The 19,621-nt window shown below is 55.7% G+C and carries 15 protein-coding genes; 9 read left to right on the top strand and 6 right to left on the bottom strand.

The window, feature by feature from the left end; genetic code table 11:
- The first annotated feature begins 218 nt into the window (after nucleotides 1-218).
- Together AXW11_RS06000 and gabT are read left to right on the top strand one after the other, a co-directional pair.
- Nucleotides 219-1,964: an ABC transporter transmembrane domain-containing protein gene (locus AXW11_RS06000; RefSeq protein ID WP_041332720.1), complete on the top strand. Its 1,746-nt coding sequence runs from the start codon at nucleotides 219-221 to the stop codon at nucleotides 1,962-1,964.
- 81 nt (nucleotides 1,965-2,045) lie between these two features.
- Nucleotides 2,046-3,320: a 4-aminobutyrate--2-oxoglutarate transaminase gene (gabT, locus tag AXW11_RS05995; RefSeq protein WP_041332718.1), complete on the top strand. Its 1,275-nt coding sequence runs from the start codon at nucleotides 2,046-2,048 to the stop codon at nucleotides 3,318-3,320.
- 96 nt (nucleotides 3,321-3,416) lie between these two features.
- On the opposite strand, the gene AXW11_RS05990 is transcribed toward gabT, so the two are convergent.
- Entirely contained in the window at nucleotides 3,417-4,157 is a 741-nt protein-coding gene (locus AXW11_RS05990; protein ID WP_036211769.1) for a ParA family protein, read from the bottom strand.
- A 264-nt stretch (nucleotides 4,158-4,421) separates the two neighbouring features.
- On the opposite strand from AXW11_RS05990, the gene AXW11_RS05985 reads away from it, so the two are divergent.
- Entirely contained in the window at nucleotides 4,422-6,137 is a 1,716-nt protein-coding gene (locus tag AXW11_RS05985) for a carbohydrate-binding module family 20 domain-containing protein (RefSeq protein ID WP_177190638.1), read from the top strand.
- Between the two features lie 163 nt (nucleotides 6,138-6,300).
- Nucleotides 6,301-7,065: a VC0807 family protein gene (locus AXW11_RS05980; protein WP_075196403.1), complete on the top strand. Its 765-nt coding sequence runs from the start codon at nucleotides 6,301-6,303 to the stop codon at nucleotides 7,063-7,065.
- A 118-nt stretch (nucleotides 7,066-7,183) separates the two neighbouring features.
- Here the strand turns inward: AXW11_RS05980 and gyrB are convergent, their stop codons facing one another.
- The 5 genes from gyrB to dnaA all read right to left on the bottom strand — a co-directional run bounded on the left by gyrB (nucleotide 7,184) and on the right by dnaA (nucleotide 14,851).
- The gene (gene gyrB, locus AXW11_RS05975) at nucleotides 7,184-9,598 is read right to left on the bottom strand and encodes a DNA topoisomerase (ATP-hydrolyzing) subunit B (protein ID WP_041332713.1); all 2,415 of its coding nucleotides are present in this window, start codon (nucleotides 9,596-9,598) and stop codon (nucleotides 7,184-7,186) included.
- A gap of 72 nt (nucleotides 9,599-9,670) precedes the next feature.
- The gene (recF, locus tag AXW11_RS05970) at nucleotides 9,671-10,807 is read right to left on the bottom strand and encodes a DNA replication/repair protein RecF (protein ID WP_036211762.1); all 1,137 of its coding nucleotides are present in this window, start codon (nucleotides 10,805-10,807) and stop codon (nucleotides 9,671-9,673) included.
- A gap of 103 nt (nucleotides 10,808-10,910) precedes the next feature.
- On the bottom strand, nucleotides 10,911-12,182 hold the full coding sequence (locus AXW11_RS05965; protein ID WP_036211759.1) for an ABC1 kinase family protein: 1,272 nt from the start codon (nucleotides 12,180-12,182) through the stop codon (nucleotides 10,911-10,913).
- Nucleotides 12,183-12,239: 57 nt separating this feature from the next.
- On the bottom strand, nucleotides 12,240-13,343 hold the full coding sequence (gene dnaN / locus AXW11_RS05960) for a DNA polymerase III subunit beta (RefSeq protein ID WP_036211756.1): 1,104 nt from the start codon (nucleotides 13,341-13,343) through the stop codon (nucleotides 12,240-12,242).
- A gap of 56 nt (nucleotides 13,344-13,399) precedes the next feature.
- A complete protein-coding gene (gene dnaA / locus AXW11_RS05955; protein WP_036211752.1) occupies nucleotides 13,400-14,851 on the bottom strand; it encodes a chromosomal replication initiator protein DnaA in 1,452 nt (483 codons plus the stop codon).
- 643 nt (nucleotides 14,852-15,494) lie between these two features.
- Between dnaA and rpmH the strand changes: the two genes are divergently transcribed.
- The 5 genes from rpmH to mnmE all read left to right on the top strand — a co-directional run bounded on the left by rpmH (nucleotide 15,495) and on the right by mnmE (nucleotide 19,537).
- Complete coding sequence (gene rpmH / locus AXW11_RS05950) at nucleotides 15,495-15,629, top strand: 50S ribosomal protein L34 (RefSeq protein WP_008172542.1); 135 nt, start codon at nucleotides 15,495-15,497, stop codon at nucleotides 15,627-15,629.
- Between the two features lie 15 nt (nucleotides 15,630-15,644).
- Nucleotides 15,645-16,052, top strand: a complete 408-nt coding sequence (gene rnpA / locus AXW11_RS05945) for a ribonuclease P protein component (protein ID WP_036211748.1) — start codon at nucleotides 15,645-15,647, stop codon at nucleotides 16,050-16,052.
- Nucleotides 16,052-16,345: a membrane protein insertion efficiency factor YidD gene (gene yidD, locus AXW11_RS05940; protein ID WP_036211745.1), complete on the top strand. Its 294-nt coding sequence runs from the start codon at nucleotides 16,052-16,054 to the stop codon at nucleotides 16,343-16,345. The genes rnpA and yidD overlap by 1 nt, the downstream gene beginning before the upstream one ends.
- 4 nt (nucleotides 16,346-16,349) lie before the next feature.
- On the top strand, nucleotides 16,350-18,062 hold the full coding sequence (gene yidC / locus AXW11_RS05935) for a membrane protein insertase YidC (protein WP_091643224.1): 1,713 nt from the start codon (nucleotides 16,350-16,352) through the stop codon (nucleotides 18,060-18,062).
- A gap of 104 nt (nucleotides 18,063-18,166) precedes the next feature.
- Nucleotides 18,167-19,537 carry a tRNA uridine-5-carboxymethylaminomethyl(34) synthesis GTPase MnmE gene (gene mnmE / locus AXW11_RS05930; protein ID WP_036211739.1) on the top strand — a complete coding sequence of 457 codons (1,371 nt, stop codon included), beginning with the start codon at nucleotides 18,167-18,169 and terminating at the stop codon, nucleotides 19,535-19,537.
- Nucleotides 19,538-19,621 lie beyond the last annotated feature (84 nt).

Below are 19,621 nucleotides of genomic sequence, written 5' to 3'. Positions count from 1 at the left end.
GATGGGACTTGTCTGCCAGGACACGCTGTAGATACGTCCCTGTACGCTCGACAAAAGCCATCCATGGCTTTTGACGGTCCTGGCAGACAAGTCCCACCCCGCACGCTCTTACGTAGCTGTATGATAGGTTCTAATACGAGTAAAAACCGTATTGTTATCGGAGTTTACAGTACCCCTTATCCTGGAGGCACACCATCAACACCCGTCATCGGAAGGCTCTGAAACTGGTTGTCGATTTTATCAGCCCTTACAAAAGGGCTGTTACCGGCGCTCTCGTGGCTCTGGTTATTACAGCCGGCATCACACTTGCCCTGGGTCAGGGCTTACGGATTCTGGTGGACCAGGGCCTTGCCACCCAGTCTCCCGCGATGTTGTCCAAAGCAGTCGGTCTGTTTTTTGTGCTGGTGATCGGACTGGCTATCGGCTCCTTTGCCCGCTTTTATCTTGTGTCCTGGATTGGCGAAAGGGTGGTGGCGGATATTCGAAAGCAGGTGTTTAACCATCTGATCGACCTTCACCCTGGTTTCTACGAGAAAAACCGAAGCCTGGAAATACAGTCGCGGTTTACCGCTGATACGACAGTGCTGCAATCCGTCATCGGCTCCACGGTCTCCATCGCGCTGCGCAACACCCTGATGCTGGTGGGCGGTCTGATCCTGCTCTTCATAACCAATGCCAAACTTGCCGGTATCATCATCCTCGGCTTCCCACTGGTGATCATTCCCATCCTGATCTATGGTCGCCGTGTGCGGCAGCTGTCCAGGCTGAGCCAGGACCGGGTCGCGGAAGTGGGCAGCTACGTGGGGGAGAACCTCACCCAGATCAAGACGGTGCAGGCGTTCAACCATCAGCCTCATGACCGCCGGTTTTTCTCACAGGTGGCGGAAAATGCCTTCGAGATTGCCCGTGTGAGGATTCGCCAGCGGGCCTGGCTGACCACCATCGCCATTACCCTGGTTATGGGTGCCATTGGCGTGGTGATCTGGATTGGCGGGCTGGATGTGATCTCAGGTCGTACCAGCCCGGGCGAGCTGGCGGCATTTGTATTCTACAGCCTGTTGGTGGGACTGGCCGCCGGCGCCATCAGTGAAGTGATTGGTGAGTTGCAGCGCGCAGCCGGGGCAGCGGCGCGGATTTTCGAGCTGCTGCAGACACCCAGTGAAATCCTCAGTGGGGCAAACGCCACCCAGGCTCTGCCCGACCCCCTTCGCGGCGACATCGAGATCAGCAATCTGACCTTTTCCTATCCGGCCCGTCGCGATATCGAGGTTCTGCAAAGCCTTTCACTTCACATCCAGGCAGGCGAAACCGTGGCCCTGGTTGGTCCCTCCGGGGCTGGAAAGTCTACGTTGTTCGATCTGCTCTTGAGGTTCTATGACCCCGACACGGGGCGGATTCTTATCGACGGCGTTGACAGTCGTAAGTTAGCGCTTACAGACCTGCGCCAATGCTTTGCGCTGGTGCCACAGAACCCCGCGCTGTTTCACGGCACCATTGCCGATAACATCCGCTACGCCCGACCGGAGGCCAGCGACACTGCCATGGTGGAGGCCGCCAGGATTGCCCATGCCGATGAGTTTATCCGCAAACTGCCAAAAGGCTATGAAACGCCACTGGGCGATACGGGTCTCGGGCTATCGGGGGGGCAGAAGCAGCGGCTGGCGATTGCCCGCGCACTGCTTGCGGATGCGCCTATACTGTTATTGGATGAAGCGACCAGCGCACTGGATGCAGAAAGCGAACACCTGATCCAGCAAGCCATGCCGGGACTGATGTCCAACCGCACGACATTGGTCATCGCACACCGGTTGGCCACCGTCAGGCACGCCGATCGTATCATTGTGATGGACGCCGGAATTATTCAGGATATCGGCAACCACGATGAACTTGTCGAACGGAATCCGCTGTACCGGAGACTTGCGGAACTTCAGTTCCGGGAGGACATTGGCGGCCGCAGTACGTAGAAACAACAGGGCCGGGTTTTCAAACCGGGCCATCATTTCGTGTATGCTGACAGTACCAAACCGAATTCGAGGAGAGTCAAAGTGACGAACAAAGAATTGCAGGCACTCAAAGAACGTTATGTCGCGGCCGGTGCTGCCAGCCCCAACGAGCAGTTTGCCGACCATGCGACCAATGCCGAGCTCTGGGATGCCGATGGCAAGCGTATGATCGACTTCGCCGGCGGCATTGGTGTACTGAATATCGGCCATCGTCACCCCAAAGTGGTTGAAGCGGTGAAGGCGCAGTTGGACAAGCTGATGCACACCTGCCAGACCGTCATGCCCTATGAGGGCTATGTGAAGCTGGCGCAGAAGCTCAGTGAAGTGGTTCCGGTAAAGGGCCACGCCAAGGTCATGCTGGCCAACTCCGGCGCAGAAGCTCTGGAAAACGCCATGAAGATCGCCCGCGCGGCGACCGGCAAAACCAATGTGATCTGCTTTGACGGCGGTTATCACGGCCGTACCTTCTACACCATGGCCATGAACGGCAAAGCCGCTCCTTATCAGACCGATTTCGGCCCAATGCCGGGCACCGTCTTCCGCGCCCCCTATCCGGTTCCCTATCACGGTGTCAGTGAGGATGAAGCGCTCCGTGGCCTGAAGATGGCCATGAAGGCTGATTCACCCGGCAATGAGACAGCCGCCATCGTGATTGAGCCGGTGTTGGGTGAAGGCGGTTTCTACGCCGCACCAGCCAGCTTCCTCAAAGAGATCCGCAAGATCTGCGATGAAAACGGCATCCTGATGATCGCGGATGAGGTTCAGAGCGGCTTTGGCCGGACTGGAAAGATGTTCGCCATCGAACACAGCGGTGTTGAGCCCGACATGATGACCATGGCCAAGAGTATGGCCGATGGCATGCCGATCTCAGCCATTGTCGGTACCGACAAGGTTATGGACTCGTCCGGCCCGAACTCCCTCGGCGGCACCTACACCGGCAGCCCGACGGCCTGTGCGGCAGCCCTGGCAGTATTTGACGTGTTCAAGGAAGAAGACATTCTGGGTAAGAGTCAGCGCCTGGGTGACACCCTGCGCAGACGCTTTGATCAGTGGCAGGAACAGTTCCCCCACGTGGACAACGTGCGCAACCTCGGGCCCATGGCTGCCATTGAACTGGTCACCGACAAGACCAGCAAAGAACCGCGGGCAGACCTGGCGGCGGCCGTTACCAAGAAAGCCAAGGAAAATGGCCTGATCCTGCTGAGCTGCGGTATGTACGGCAATACCTTGCGTTTCCTGATGCCGGTCACCATCGAGGACAATATTCTTGAGGAAGGCCTGGCGATCGTTGAGCAGGCACTGAAAGAGGTGGGCTAACACCTTCTGGCAGGGTCATTAACACACCTGCCGCTGTATACCGGAACGCTGGTCAGTGTGAAGCTGACCAGCGTTTTTTTATGGGCTCTATCCGTTCTAGATCAACTTCCTGATTTCCTTCCACAAGCGCCGATAGGCATCGGCAGCTGCGGATGACCGATCCATCAGTTCCACCGGCTGGCCACTCTCACCCATCTTCTCCACCACACTGGCATTGGGAATCAGCGCGTTCAGCCCATTCTCGAGGCGCTGTTTGCGATGGATCACCATCTCGCGATGCAGATTCTTGCGGCGGTCCACGATGGAGAAAAACGGGTGCAGACGACCGGGTTTGAGCTTCTTGTCCTTGGCGAAGGCCTGGAGCTGTTGCCAGCTATTCAGAGCGAGCCAAGTCGGAACCACCGGCACGAACACGCCATCGGCGGTTTTCAACACCTGCTCGGACAACCGCGACATCGAGGGCGGGCAATCCAGTACGACCAGGCTGGTTTCCTCCGATAGCGGCGCCAGCCAGTTTTTGAGGGTATTGGCGCTGTCGTCCTTATCCAGCCGGACATCAAGGTTGCGAAAACTGTTATGGGCCGGGATAAAATCGAGGTCAGGGTAGGCGCTGGCCCGAATGAATTTGCCGATGGGGGTCTTGCCATCCATCAGTGCAGCCAGTTTCCGACCCTTGATCTCGTCGGTTCCCGCCAGGTACCAGCTGGCCGCGCCCTGAGGGTCGAGATCCCATAACAGGGTGGGAATGCCAGCCTGGCTGGCCAGGTAGGCAATGTTTACAGCCGCAGCGGTTTTACCGACACCGCCTTTAAGACTGTAAAACGCAATGATCTTCATGCTTCCTCCTAAAGCCCCGTCAAAACACCGGCTGCAAGCTTAACCGATCCCACTGGCAGGCGTGTTTCAGTTTAGTGACACGTATCCAGAAGCTACGTAAATATTGCAACTCCTCCCCCTGACTACTCCCCGCAAACTGCCTGAAAGGATGTTTTGGCTAACGATTGAACACTTCATGTTGACGATGGACATCCACAACTGCCGTCAACAGGCGGCATTGGCCATTGGATCGTCTCCACAAAAAATACAAGACAGGAGCACACAATGATCTCCATACAACGCCTGGCAACCGGTGTCAGTCTCGGCCTGACACTTGCGTTGCCCATTAATACCGCCCACGCCGGTACCTTTGTCCATCTGTTCGAATGGAAGTGGAGCGATGTCGCCACTGAATGTGAACAGTTTCTTGGGCCCAAGGGTTACAGCGCCGTTCAGGTGTCACCGCCGCAGGAACACATTCAGGGCAGCGCCTGGTGGACGCGCTATCAACCGGTCAGCTACCAGCTCCAGAGCCGCAGTGGTAACAGCAGCCAGTTCGCCGATATGGTTTCGCGCTGCAACACGGCCGGGGTCGACGTTTATGTGGATGCGGTGATCAACCATACCGCCAATGGTACGGGAACCGGCACCGCCGGGTCCTATTACAGCAGCGATTCCCTGACCTATCCTATCTACAGTGGCAACGATTTCCACGCCGAATGCAGTATCAACGGCTCGGATTACAGTTCGGATGCCTGGCGCGTTCGCAATTGCCGCCTCGTCGGCTTACCGGACCTGGATACCGGAAGCGGCTACGTGCGCGACACTCTGGCCGGCTATCTCAATCAGCTCACTTCGCTGGGTGTGAAGGGTATACGGGTGGATGCCGCCAAACATATGTCGCCCGGTGATATCGGCGCCGTCATCAATCAGGCCGGCGGCTCGCTGTACGTATTCCAGGAGGTGATCGACCTGGGTGGCGAAGCCGTCAGTGCCACTGAGTACACGGGTACGTCAGACGTCACCGAGTTCCGCTACAGCGCGTCCATCGGCAACGTCTTCAAGAACCAGCAACTGGCCAACCTCAACGCCTTTGGTGAGAGCTGGGGCTTCCTGTCCGGCGGTGATGCCGTTGTATTCACCGACAACCATGACAACCAACGTGGCCACGGTGCCGGTGGCAGCAATGTGTTGACCTACAAGGATGGTGATCTCTACAACCTGGCCAACGTGTTCATGCTGGGCTGGCCTTATGGCTACCCCAAGGTAATGTCGAGCTACGCATTTTCCAACGGTGACCAGGGCCCTCCAGCCCAAAACGTCTACCAGAACGGCACTGCTCAGTGCGGCTCCGCCTGGGTATGCGAACATCGCTGGGACTCCATTGCCAACATGGTTGCCTTCCGGGCTGAGACCGACGGCCAGGGCGTGAACAGCTGGTGGGACAATGGCAATAACCAGATTGCGTTTAGCCGGGGCAATAAGGGGTTCGTCGCCATCAACCGTGAAGGCAGCACACTGTCACGGACTTTCAGCACCGGGCTGGCCGATGGAAACTATCGCAATGTGGCTGGCAACGGTGCCTGCGTAACGGTGCAGAATGGCCAGGTGGCACTGACGGTACCGGCGATGGAGGCAGCGGCACTTCATAGCGGTGCCCCCTGTGACGGAAGCGATCCCAATCCGCCAACAGCAGGGACGGCATCCGTCACCTTCCAGTGCCAGAACGGCACTACCACCATGGGGCAAAGTGTGTACGTTACCGGCAACAACAATGCTTTGGGTAACTGGTCACCTGCCGATGCGGTAAAACTGGATCCAACAGCCTACCCAACCTGGAGTGGGTCGATCAATCTACCAGCGGAGACCTCCATCGAGTGGAAATGCCTGAAGCGCAGCGAAACCGATCCCAGCGCCCAGCAGCAGTGGCAGTCAGGGGATAATAACCTGGTACAGACCGCAGGTGAGGGCACCAGCAGTTCCACTTCCGGTTCTTTCTGAAGCGCACCTGCCACTACCACACCAACTGAAACGGCCCGCGTTAGCGGGCCGGTACCGCCGACCTCGGTTACTCACACTCACGGTTTCATCGTATACTGCCTGACGACTTTATCGGTATGCTGGATTCCACCGGCATCACTTCCCCGAACGATCAGGCTGATTTATGACCGACCCGGAAATCCAATCTCCACCGACCCACAAGCCAAGGCCCTGGGTTGATCTACTCGTGAGTATCATCATTCCCTCCGTCATTCTGATGAAGTTGAGCGGGGATGAATATTTGGGCAGTGTCATGGCCCTGGTCATCGGGCTTGCGTTCCCCCTTGGATGGGGACTGTTCGAGTTGGTGCGCTATCGCAAGTACAACTTTATTGCGGTGCTCGGCATTGTCAGCGTCGGTTTGACCGGCGGTATCGGCCTGATGGAGCTGGATGCCGGCTGGCTGGCGATCAAGGAAGCGGCTGTTCCCGCCGTCATCGGTATTGCCGTGCTTGTTTCAACCCGTACACGCTATCCGCTGGTTAGAACGCTGCTGTACAACCCGTCCGTGCTCAACGTGGACAAGATTCAGGCGGTGCTGAAAGAAAACGGAAGTGAGGAAGAGTTCGAGGCCCGCCTGCTCAAGGCCAGCTATTTCTTCAGCCTGACCTTTCTGTTCTCCTCCATCATGAATTTCGTGCTGGCCAAGTGGATTGTCACCAGCCCATCCGGAACCCAGGCGTTCAATGAAGAACTGGGCAGGATGACCCTGGTGAGTTATCCCATGATCGCTATTCCCTCGATGATCATGATGATCGCCATTTTCTACTACCTCTGGCGTTCCATTCGCCGGCTCACCGGCTACACCCTTGAGGATGTTATGGCGCCGCACCTTGCGGCCCAGCACGACAACAAGTCGTCTGACACATCCACAGGTAACGGTAGCTGACGCCAGTCAGAAATACTGAATTCCTCTAAATAACTGAATTATAAATAAAAAAGGCGACCATCAGGTCGCCTTTTTCGTATCCCCGGATAACCCGGGTCCGATCAAAAACCCGCCGTGATCACACGTCCAGGTTGGTCACTTCAAGCGCATTACTCTGGATGAACAGGCGCCGTGGCTCGACGTCATCGCCCATCAGGGTGGTGAAGATCTGGTCCGCCGCAATGGCGTCCTCGATGGTGACCTTCATCATGCGACGAGTCTCCGGATCCATGGTGGTTTCCCACAACTGCTCCGGGTTCATCTCACCCAGCCCCTTATAGCGCTGGATGTTCAGGCCGCGTTGGGCTTCCTTCATCAGCCATTCCAGAGCGCCCTCGAATGACAGCACCGCCTGCTTGCGCTCGCCACGCTGGATATAAGCGCCGTCTTCGATCAAGCCGTCCAGTGTCTCACCCATCCTCGCGATGGCCGCGTAAGAGGACGACTCGAAGAACTCATGGCTGAACACGTGGTTATGGGGAATCCCGTGCACATAAATCACCACCTTCGGCAGGTAGAGATTGCGCTCGGTGTCCTTTTCCACCGAGAAGGTGTACTTGGTGCCGGTGCGAGTATCCAGCTGAAGGCCGTCACCCAGGCGAGCCACCCAACGAGCCACTTCTGCCTCTTCTTTGAGGTGTTCCGGCTTCAGGGTCACGTTATCCAGCATTTGTTGGAGTACCTTGGCCGGGTAGGCCCGGGACAGACGATCAATCATCGCCATCACCGCCTGGTAGTCCTTCACCATGGTTTCCAGAGCGGAATCCTTGATAGCCGGCGCTTCCGGATTGACATAGAGCTGGGCGCCTTCCAGAGCGGTCTGTGTCAGGTACGCTTCCTTGGCTTTCTCGTCTTTCAGGTACTGCTCCTGCTTACCACGCTTGACCTTGTACAGCGGTGGCATGGCAATGAACACATGGCCACGCTCAATAATTTCACGCATCTGACGGAACAGGAAGGTGAGTAGCAGCGTACGGATGTGGGAACCGTCCACGTCCGCATCGGTCATGATAATCAGGGAGTGGTAGCGGAGTTTTTCCGGATTGAATTCCTCTCGCCCGATGCCGCAGCCCAGCGCAGTAATGAGCGTACCCACTTCCGCCGAGGACAACATCTTGTCGAAGCGGGCCTTCTCCACGTTCAGGATCTTACCCTTGAGTGGCAGGATGGCCTGTGTCTTCCGATCGCGCCCCTGTTTGGCACTACCACCGGCGGAATCACCCTCCACTATGAACAGTTCGGAAAGAGCGGGGTCTTTTTCCTGACAGTCCGCCAACTTGCCCGGCAGACCGGCAATGTCCAGCGCCCCCTTGCGGCGCGTCATGTCACGGGCCTTGCGGGCCGCTTCACGGGCGCGGGCCGCTTCAATCATCTTGTTGACGATCAGCTTGGCCTCGTTGGGCTGCTCCTGCAGGAAGTCCGCAAAGGATTGATACAACTCCTGCTCAACCGCGGTTTTGACCTCGGAAGAAACCAGCTTGTCCTTGGTCTGGGACGAGAACTTGGGGTCAGGAACCTTCACGCTGATAATAGCCGTCAGACCTTCCCGAGCGTCATCACCGGACGTGCTGACCTTGGCCTTTTTGCCCAGGCCTTCGTGCTCAATATAGTTGTTGAGCGAACGGGTCAGGGCCGCACGGAACCCAGCGAGGTGGGTACCACCGTCGCGCTGCGGGATGTTGTTGGTAAACGTATAGATATTTTCCTGGAAGGCATCGTTCCACTGCATGGCCACTTCCACCGCAATACCGTCTTCACGTTCCTTGATGAAATGAAACACGCGGTTGATCGGTGTCTTGTTGGAGTTCAGGTGCTCAACAAAGGCACGCAGGCCACCCTCGTATTCGAATACCTCTTCCTTGCCACTACGCTCATCCTGCAGGCGGATACGCACACCGCTGTTCAGGAACGCCAGCTCCCGCAGGCGTTTGGCCAAAATATCCCAGTGGAATTCAATGCTGGTAAACGTATCCGGGGATGGAACGAAGTGAACCTTCGTACCACTGGCGTCGGTGTCGCCAACCACATCGAGCGGCGCTTTTGGTACGCCGTTGTTGTAGGTTTGCTCGTAAACCTTGCCATCACGTCGAATGGTCAACGTAAGGGAGGAGGAGAGGGCGTTTACCACCGACACCCCAACACCGTGAAGCCCGCCTGAGACCTTGTAGCTGTTGTCATCAAACTTACCACCGGCATGGAGAACCGTCATGATAACTTCCGCAGCGGAGACACCTTCTTCCTTGTGAAGGTCGACGGGAATACCACGGCCGTTATCCCTGACCGTGACCGATTCGTCCGGATGGATGATCACCCCGATTTCAGAACAGTGCCCAGCCAATGCCTCGTCAATGGAGTTGTCCACCAACTCAAAGACCATGTGATGCAGGCCCGTGCCATCATCAGTGTCACCGATATACATGCCGGGCCGCTTCCGAACGGCATCCAGTCCTTTCAATACCTTGATGCTTGAGGAGTTGTAGTTCGATTCACTCATTAGGGTACTCCTGAAGGGTGATTTCCCGGCGTGAAGCCATTGCCGCTGTTATTCTAGAGCGATGAAAGTGGATCATCCGGGTTCCTGTTCTTCCGTCAATTTGCCATGTTCCACGTGGAACAATCTGTATTCCGGCATGGTGTGCCGCCATAATTCATCCGGCCTGGGCGCCTCTATCGATGTCACAAACACCTGACATCGTAATTCGTAGAGCTTTTGGGCAAGCATGGCCCTGTGGACGACATCCAGCTCTGCATTGATATCGTCCAGCAAAAAGGTAACCTGCTTTCCAAGATCGCTCAGCACCATGCCTTGTGCGATCTTCATCAAAATGACCAACGTCTTTTGCTGGCCCCGGGAGAAGGTCTCCGCCACCGGCCTTCCCTGGTATCGCAAGCGGATGTCAGCCCGATTGGGACCGTACAGGGTATGGCCCATTTTCTGTTCCTGCTCCCGGTGGGAACGTAGTACCTCGACCAGGGGTTGGCTGGCGTCCCAGCCAACGTAATAGTCCAGCTTGAGCCCATCAACCCAGGGGGCGTCTATCTCACCGAGTAAACTGTAAAAAGCCTTGGTAAAGAGCCGAAAGGTTTCGTTCCGGGCTTGCGTCAATCGCTCTGCCAACTCCGTGTACTGGGAATCCCAGACCTTCATCAGAGCGTCATCTATTCTACCATTTCTCAGGATCTGATTCCGCTGTGACGTCACTCTTTGACACTGCTGCCACAACGAAGCAAACGAAGGTTCCACGTGGAACACTGCCCAATCGAGAAACTGCCGGCGTTTTCCGGGTCCGCCGGCAACAATATCAAACACCCCCGGATCGATAACCGAGACGGGCAGATGCCGGGCAAGCGAAGACAGGTTACGAACTGCTTCCCCATCCACTCTAAGCGTGGTTTCTTTAGCGGTCACATCCCTGGAGATGCCCACACGATGGTTAAGCTCTCCAACTGATGATTGTTCCCCTCCCGACATTCCCTGATCCAGGCCACCGAACACCGTCAGTTTGTGTTGGCCGTGGCTAACCACCGCCTGATGTCTACTTACCCGGAATGAGCGGCCAAGCCCCAGGTAGCCAATGGCTTCCAGAACGCTGGTTTTTCCACTGCCGTTGGCGCCATATAACAAATTAATGGAAGGTGAGAAACTGACCGGCGCAGGCGAGAGATTGCGGAAATGTTCCGATTGAAGTTTAACAAGCGCCATAGGTCACGATAGGTTATTAACCAGCAGGAGACGGGGACAAAAAAGGCAGCGTGCCTTACCGACAACGCTGCCCCAGTGTACAAAACCTCGCGGGTGAACGCGATTAATGCAGCATGTTCAACCGCTCGTCCATGAAGACATCCATTTCCGGCGCCAGTATGTGAACATAACGGTCGAAATACAGGAACTGTTTCAACAAGAGCGCAAACTCTCTTGGAAAATGCAGCCCGTGGCCCTCACCAATCCGTACCATATCCATCAGGATGTTGTTCACGTCATCCTCGGCTTGTTCAGCCTGATAGGGCACTTCATCCGGCACCATGGTGTCCATTTGCTGGTAAAGGCGCCGCAGGTCGGCTGCCAGTTCAGCCACCTGAACCTTTTGATGGGTGATACCTATACGAATCATCGCGTCGGCCATGCCTTCAAAATTGCCGACCATGACCGTTGAAATAAAATCGCTGACGGCCTGCCAGGTATCCGGACGGATGCGACCGACAATACCGAAATCAATAAAACCAACCCGGCCGTCTTTCAACACCATCAGATTGCCCGCATGAACATCGGCGTGGAAAAACTCACACTGGGTGAGGCTGGAAAACCAGGTGTTCATTGCCGTAATCAGCGTGCGCTCCGGATCCCGCGCGTAACCCCGGATGCTTTCAAGATCCGTCAGAGGTACACCGTGGAAACGCTCCATGGTAAGAATGCGACGAGTACTGCAGCTTTCGTAGACCCGTGGCACGGTAGCATCTTCATTGTGGGTGTTATGGAGAAATTCCCGGAACACCTTAAGGTTGTTCGCTTCCTTGATGAAGTCGCACTCCTCCAGCATGGTGCGCTGGATTTCCTCCACGATTCCGGACAACGAAGTCCAGGATAGTTTGGGCGCCAGGGTCTCCAGAATTTTCGCGGACAGGTACAGGAAATTGAGATCCGTCAGCAGAATGTTTTCCACACCCGGCTTTTGCACCTTGATCACCACATCCTCACCAGTAACCAGCTTTGCGGCGTGAACCTGTGCAATCGATGCCGACGCCAAAGCCACCGGGTCAATGTCAGAGTATACGTCTTCGATTGGTCGGCCCAGTTCGTCCCGGATAATTTTCCGGATCACACTGAATGGCAGGCTTGGGGTACGGTCCAGACAGTATTGGAATTCCTCCACGTATTCCTTGGGGAAAAACGTGGGGGAGCTGGCAATAAACTGGCCGAGCTTGATGTAGGTGGCACCCAGGGATTCAAACGTCTGCCTGAGCAACCGCGGCGCGGGCGGTCGATCTCCCCGCACCCAATTCACTCCAGCGCGTCCCAACACCGATACGGTCTGACCGATTCGAAAGGCACCCTTGAGGCTGTTCGTCACCGTTCCCATGACTCTCTTCCTTACTGATCCGGTAAATATCTGGCGGCCACAACCAATCCGGCGGACCTACAGCCGCATCGGCATGACGACATAGAGGCAGCGATTGTCGTTCTCGGCCTCAATCAACGCACTGCTATTGGGATTCGCCAGGGTTATCTTGACCTGATCTTCATCCAGCGCGTTCATCACATCCACCAGGTAGCCTACATTAAAGCCAATCTGTAGTGATTCGCCCTGATACTCGACCGGCAGCGCGTCTTCGGCCTGTTCCTGATCCGGGTTGTTGGCAAATACCTGCAACTCGTTGGGCGCCAAGTTCAGGCGTACGCCACGGATGTTTTCATGGGATAGAATGCCGGCGCGCTGGAGTGTGTTCTTGAGGGTAGCGCGATCCGCCAGGACAACTTTATCCCCACCGCGGGGAATGACCCGGTTATAGTCCGGGAACTTGCCTTCGATCAACTTCGAGGTAAAGGTATAGGAGCCTACCGTCGCGCGCAGATGATTGTCTCCGATCACCAGGGTCACCGGGGTTTCCACATCATCCAGCAAGCGCGCCAGTTCCAGCACCCCCTTACGCGGCACGATCACCTGGCGGGGTTCCGGGCAGCCGGTGGGCAAATCAAAATGCGCCATGGCCAGGCGATGGCCATCAGTAGCCACGGTGCGAACGTGATCCTTGTCGACTTCCAGCAACAGCCCGTTCAGGTAATAGCGAACATCCTGTTGAGCCATTGCAAAAGCAGTGGCGTCGAACATTCGGCTGAGTTCTTTCTGGGGCAGTTCCAGGCCGAAACTTTCCGCATCATCCTCAACGTTGGGAAAATGCTCCGCCGGCAAGGTCGACAGCGTAAAGTGGCTGGCGCCACAACGCAGATGCAGGCGGTCGCCCTCCAACGCCAACTCGATAGGCGCCTCATCACCCAACGCCCGGCAAATATCAGACAGTTTCCGCGCCGGAACTGTAATGCGGCCTGGCTGGTCAACGTGCACCGGTGACACCCGGCCCACCAGTTCCACTTCCATATTGGTACCAGTCAGCGTGAGGGTATTATCCTCGGCCACCAGCAACACGTTGGAGAGAACGGGCATTGTCTGTTTTCGCTCCACCACACCGGCAATGGACTGAAGGGGGGTGAGCAGAGATTCTCGGCTGATCGTCAGTTTCATGGCACTCAGCATTCTTTTATTGGAAGGTGAATGTGTATTGGCTGCCGCTAACCCGGTCAGGTTGTCAGTAGCCGCATAAAGTTCTGATAATCCTCTCGGATGCCAGGATCCGTTTCCTGCAGCTCTACAATCTTTTTGCAGGCATGCAATACCGTGGTGTGATCACGGCCACCAAACGCATCGCCAATTTCCGGCAGGCTGTGATTGGTCAATTCCTTGGCCAGGGACATGGCAACCTGTCTTGGCCGGGTCACAGTGCGGGTACGCCGTTTTGACAACAAATCGGCCACCTTGATCTTGTAGTACTCCGCCACCGTGCGCTGGATATTATCGATGCTGACCTGCTTTTCATGCAGCGCCAACAGATCCTTGAGGCTTTCCCGGATAAACGGCGGGGTGATCTCCGAACCAGTGAAGTGAGCATTCGCTATCACTAGGCGCAGCGCCCCTTCTAGTTCACGAACGTTCGATCGAATTTTTTGCGCGATAAAAAACGCCGCCTCGCTGCTGAGTTTGACGTTCACCTGCTCCGCCTTTTTCATCAGGATGGCGACCCTGGTCTCCAGCTCCGGTGGCTCTACCATCACGGTCAGGCCCCAGCCGAAACGGGATTTAAGGCGCTCTTCCATATCCACAATTTCTTTCGGAAAGCGGTCACAGGTCACAATAACCTGTTGTCCGCCTTCCAGTAACGCATTGAAAGTATGGAAAAATTCTTCCTGGGAGCGCTCCTTGCGGGCGAAAAACTGAATATCGTCTATCAACAATGCGTCCACAGAACGGTAATAGCGCTTGAACTCATTGATGGCGTTTAACTGAAGTGCCTTCACCATATCCGCCACAAAACGCTCGGAGCGAAGATAGGCCACCTTGGCTCTCGGGTTGCGCCGTACAATGTCATTACCAATGGCATGCATCAGGTGGGTCTTACCCAGACCCACACCACCATACAAAAACAGTGGGTTATAAGCTCCACCAGGGTTCTCCGCCACCTGCATCGAGGCCGCCCGGGCCAACTGGTTCGATTTACCCTCCACAAACGTGTCAAAGGTAAAGCCTTCGTTCAGGAAACTCTGGTGCTTGATGTCACCCTCAACCTGAACCGAACGTCGTTCGCTGGTGCTCTTGGCCTTCACCGAAGGCGTGGTCACTGTGGCCGCAACGCCTTTCTCTTCTTCCGTTACCCGGCTACCCGCTTCTTCCTGCTCGGCGGCCACACCACTGACCGCGTTCTCGGAACGGACCACCAGGTCAGATGACCGTGGCGCGGAACCCACCTTCATATCAATCCGAGGTGCCTGGCCACCGTGCAGATCCTTCAGGACTTCTTCAATTCTTCTGAGGTATTTTTCGTTCACCCAGTCCATGACGAACCGATTGGGTGCGAACAGCATCAACTGACCCTCGCGGTGATCCGACTGCAAGGGTCTAAGCCAGGTGTTGAATTGCTGGGCGGGAAACTCGTCCCGGAGTACTTCCAGACACTGATGCCATATGTTGTTCGGCACGACAGTCTTGCCTCCGATGCCTCAGAAATTTCTCGTCACGGATCTCCATGACCCGACGAAAGAGATGACCAAGGATTCTAACCTGAGGGCCTCCCGAGTGAAAGAGCCAAACGCATTTAATAAACAGCCTGTGGAAATTTATTTTCTTTTATTTCAATTTTTTACAGACTTACCTACAGGCTTGTGTACAGAAATATCGTGCAGAAAAAGTTACCCACAGACCTGTGTGTACAAAGCGCTCTCAACCCTGTGGACGACACCCCGATGTTCGGTGGATAAATCGCGATCTGAGCAAACCTCCAACTTACCCACATTTCCTGCCTCGGATATACACAGGCCTCATCCCCACTTCTCAACCACTTTATGAACCATCCAATCCCCTGTTTCCAAATCAATTCCATCGGTTTTCCACAGAAAAAGGCCTGCCTAATAACAGTAATAATAATCCTTAAAGAGAATACAAAAAGACCTAATGAATTTATTACCTGAACCGTGAATCAGCGGAGATGGAAATAACCCGACACTGGTCTCGAATAACCATTGAATTCCACCGCCACATTGCATAGAATGCCGCTCCTGTTTTGGCTGTTCATTTTCCAGCCAACGATTGAATTTCCAACATCTGTAATGTGAGACCGACACCATGAAAAGAACGTTTCAACCAAGCGTACTGAAGCGTAAGCGCGTTCACGGTTTCCGTGCCCGCATGGCAACCGCCAACGGCCGTAAGGTAATTTCCCGTCGTCGCGCCAAGGGCCGTGCCCGTCTGTCTGCATAAGACATTGACCGCCTGATGAAGGCTTTGACCTTTCCAAAATCGTCCCGGCTGCTCAAGCCATCCGATTACGGCAAAGTCTTCGATGACGTACAGCTAAGGGTTCCGCACCGACATTTCCTGATCCTGGCCACACCCAATACTCTGGGGCACGCCAGGATTGGGTTGGTGTTTTCAAAGAAGAATCTCAAACTGGCTGTACAACGAAACCGCGTTAAACGCCGGGTTCGGGAAACCTTCAGGCACGAACGGGAATACCCTGCCCTGGACATCGTGGTTCTTGGACGGCGAGGATTGACGGAGCTTGATAATGCCGCGCTCAATGCTACCCTGACGGAGCTCTGGGCACGCCTCAGGAAGAAAAACCGCCAGCTCCAGAAACCAACCACATCGGAACTTTCCGGTACCGGCAAAGGAACGGGTTAATGCGCAAACTGCTGCTCCTGCCCATCCGAGTCTACCAGTACGCGATCAGCCCGATGATGGCCAGTCATTGCCGTCACTACCCCACTTGTTCCCAATACGCTGTCGAAGCCATCACCGCCCACGGCGCCATTAGAGGCCTTTTTCTTTCGGTCAAACGTCTAATGAGGTGTCATCCATGGGCAAAAGGCGGGTATGATCCCGTTCCGGGCACTGACGTTCGCACTGAGGTAGTACCTTCCATCTGCTGCGGGCCGGCCAGCCAAACCCATAACGCTAACCAGACCAAACAGTAAGTTTATGGATATTCAACGCATTGTATTATTTGCCGGCCTTGCCATTGTCAGTTACATGATGGTGCTTGCCTGGAATGAAGACTATAACCAGCCGCAGACCCAACCCGCTACGGAACAGGCCAGTACCAGTACCCAGCCTGCATCGACGGATGACATGACTCTCCCGAGCGAGAGCGCCAGTGGCCCGGATACCTCAAGCGAAGAATTCACCACTCCGGAAGGCGACGGCCAGACAATCTCGGCCTCGGAGACATCCTCCGTTTCTGCCAGTGATCAACTCATCACCGTGCGTACCGATGTCTACGAGCTCAAGATCGACCGTGTAGGCGGTAATCTGATTGAGAGTTCCCTACTCCAGCACGACCGGTCCCTGGACAGTGAAGAATCACTGAGGGTGTTGACCAATACCAGCAAGCGCACCTACATCATGGAAAGCGGGCTGATTGGCCGCGATGGCATCGACAGCAAACGCAATGGCAGTGCTCCGGTTTACAACGCGTCTGCGTCAGAATACGAACTGCAGGAAGGCGAGAATACACTGACGGTCGATCTCACCTTCACCACGGACAACAATGTCGAAGTCACCAAACAGTATCTGTTTAGCCGTGACAGCTATGAGATTGATGTTCGTTATCAGATCAACAACCAGTCCGATAGCGTCTGGCAGGCAAACATGACGGGCAAGATTGTCCGTGATCAGGCACCGGACCCAACCGCCCAGAACAGCCTGGGCATACGTGCTTTCCTGGGCATGGTGGTCAGTTCGCCAGAAGATCCTTACGAGAAGTTCGATTTTGACGATCTCTCCGAGAACCCGATCAACCAATCAGTGACCAATGGCTGGTTGGCCTTCCTCCAGCATTACTTCCTGGCGGCCTGGGTGCCCGAACGTGATCAGCCGGCCCAGTTCCAGTCCACTCGTCGTGGCCCGCTCTATGTCATGGGCTTTGTGTATCCCGCGACCGTCGTGGAGCCGGGTCAAACCAGCGAAGTGTCCGCCAAGGCCTATGTCGGTCCCAAGATCATTGAGCGCCTTGAGAACGTTGCCCCGAACCTCGACCGGACGGTTGATTTCGGCTTCCTGTTCTTCATTGCCCTGCCATTGTTCATTATTCTCGACTGGTTCCACGGGCTGGTTGGCAACTGGGGTGTGGCTATCATCCTGCTGACAGTCCTGGTCAAGGCGGTGTTCTTCAAACTGTCGGCGACCAGTTACCGTTCCATGGCAAGAATGCGTGCGGTAGCTCCCCAGCTGACACGGTTGAAAGAACTGTATGGCGACGATCGCCAGCGCATGTCCCAGGAAATGATGGCGTTGTACAAACGGGAGAAGATAAACCCGTTGGGTGGCTGCCTGCCGATACTGGTACAGATGCCGGTCTTTATATCCCTGTACTGGGTGCTGTTTGAAAGTGTCCAGTTAAGACATGCTCCCTTCATGCTGTGGATCCAGGATCTGTCGGTCATGGACCCCTATTTCATCCTGCCCATCCTGATGGGTGCCAGCATGATGTTGCAGATGAGTCTGAACCCGACACCACCGGACCCGATGCAGGCGAAGATTATGAAGCTGATGCCGCTGATCTTTACCGTGTTCTTCCTCTGGTTCCCGGCAGGTCTGGTTCTGTACTGGTTGGTCAACAACATCCTGTCCATCAGCCAGCAGTGGTACATTACCCGCAAGATTGAAGCAGAAGTTGCGGCCAAGAAGAGCTGACCGGTCATCCAACGGTTCCAGTGATTGCGGAGGCTCCTTTTGGGAGCCTCTGTTATTTCAGGGGCCCCAAGGGGCAAGGGGCAAGGGGGAAGGGGAAAGTAACGATGTTTTATGCCACCGATACCATAGCAGCAATTGCCACGGCCCCGGGCCAGTCCGGGGTGGGTATTGTTCGGGTATCTGGCCCGCAGGCAACGGCCATTGCGCGCCAGATGCTGGGGTTCGAGCCCAGGCCGCGTTACGCACACTATGGGCCGTTCCTGGACACTCGGGGGGAACTGATCGACGAAGGTATCGGGCTGTATTTTCCCAATCCCCATTCGTTTACCGGCGAGGATGTGTTTGAGCTCCAGGGCCACGGTGGCACCGTTATTCTGGACCTGCTGTTGAGAACGGTGTGCGAACTTGGGGCTCGCCTGGCCCGGCCCGGAGAATTTTCAGAACGGGCTTTCCTGAACGACAAACTGGACTTGACCCAGGCCGAGGCTATCGCCGACCTGATTGAAAGCAGTTCGGAGCAGGCAGCGCGCTGTGCGGTGCGTTCCCTGCAAGGCGTATTCTCCCGCAGAATTGACGCCCTGGTTGAGGCTGTTACCCACCTACGGATATATGTCGAGGCTGCGATCGATTTCCCGGAAGAGGAAATCGATTTTCTGGCTGACGGCAAAGTGGCGAACGACCTGCAGCTCATTATCCAGGACCTGGATGTTATCCTTGAGGAAGCCCAGCAAGGCACCATTCTAAGAGATGGTATGAAGGTGGTGATTGCCGGGCGTCCGAACGCTGGCAAGTCCAGCCTGCTCAATGCCCTGGCGGGACGGGAGGCGGCCATTGTGACCGCAGTTGAAGGCACCACCCGGGATGTGTTGCGCGAACACATCCACATTGATGGCATGCCCCTGCACATCATCGATACCGCCGGCCTGCGGGACAGCCCCGACGAAGTGGAACAGATCGGGATTGCCAGGGCCTGGGACGAGATTCGTCAGGCCGACCGTATATTATTGATGGTAGATGCCACCACCACACCGGAAACCGAACCCCATCAACTGTGGCCAGACTTTATCGACCAGTTACCACCCGGCGCGCCCCTGACCGTCATCCGCAACAAGGTGGACCTGACTGGCGAACCAGCGGGCATCGAGCAACTGGACGCCAGTGCCGCGCCGGTGGTGCGCATTGCGGCAAAGTCAGCGGACGGTCTGGAAGTGCTGCGCGATCATCTGAAGCAGTGCATGGGATTTGCCAGTACCACCGAAGGCGGCTTTATCGCCCGGCGTCGTCACCTGGATGCCCTTGAGCGGGCCCGCGTTTCCCTGCTGCAGGGCGAGGACCAGTTACAGGGCTATGGAGCCGGTGAACTGTTGGCAGAGGACCTTCGTGCTGCCCAGGATTCTCTGGGGGAAATCACTGGTGTAATGACACCTGATGACTTACTGGGGAAAATCTTCAGCAGTTTTTGCATCGGCAAATAAGCCTCAAAAGAAACGGTTTGAACCTGCCTTCTTCCGTGTAAAACTAGTCGCTTCATCGACTGCTGAAAACGGCTAGTGAGTGTA

It is taken from the genome of Marinobacter sp. Hex_13 (assembly GCF_001566815.1).
In the GTDB taxonomy this organism is placed as follows: Bacteria; Pseudomonadota; Gammaproteobacteria; order Pseudomonadales; family Oleiphilaceae; genus Marinobacter; species Marinobacter salarius.
The sequence above is the reverse complement of the archived record's forward strand: the minus strand, read 5'-3'. Positions and strand labels throughout refer to the sequence as shown.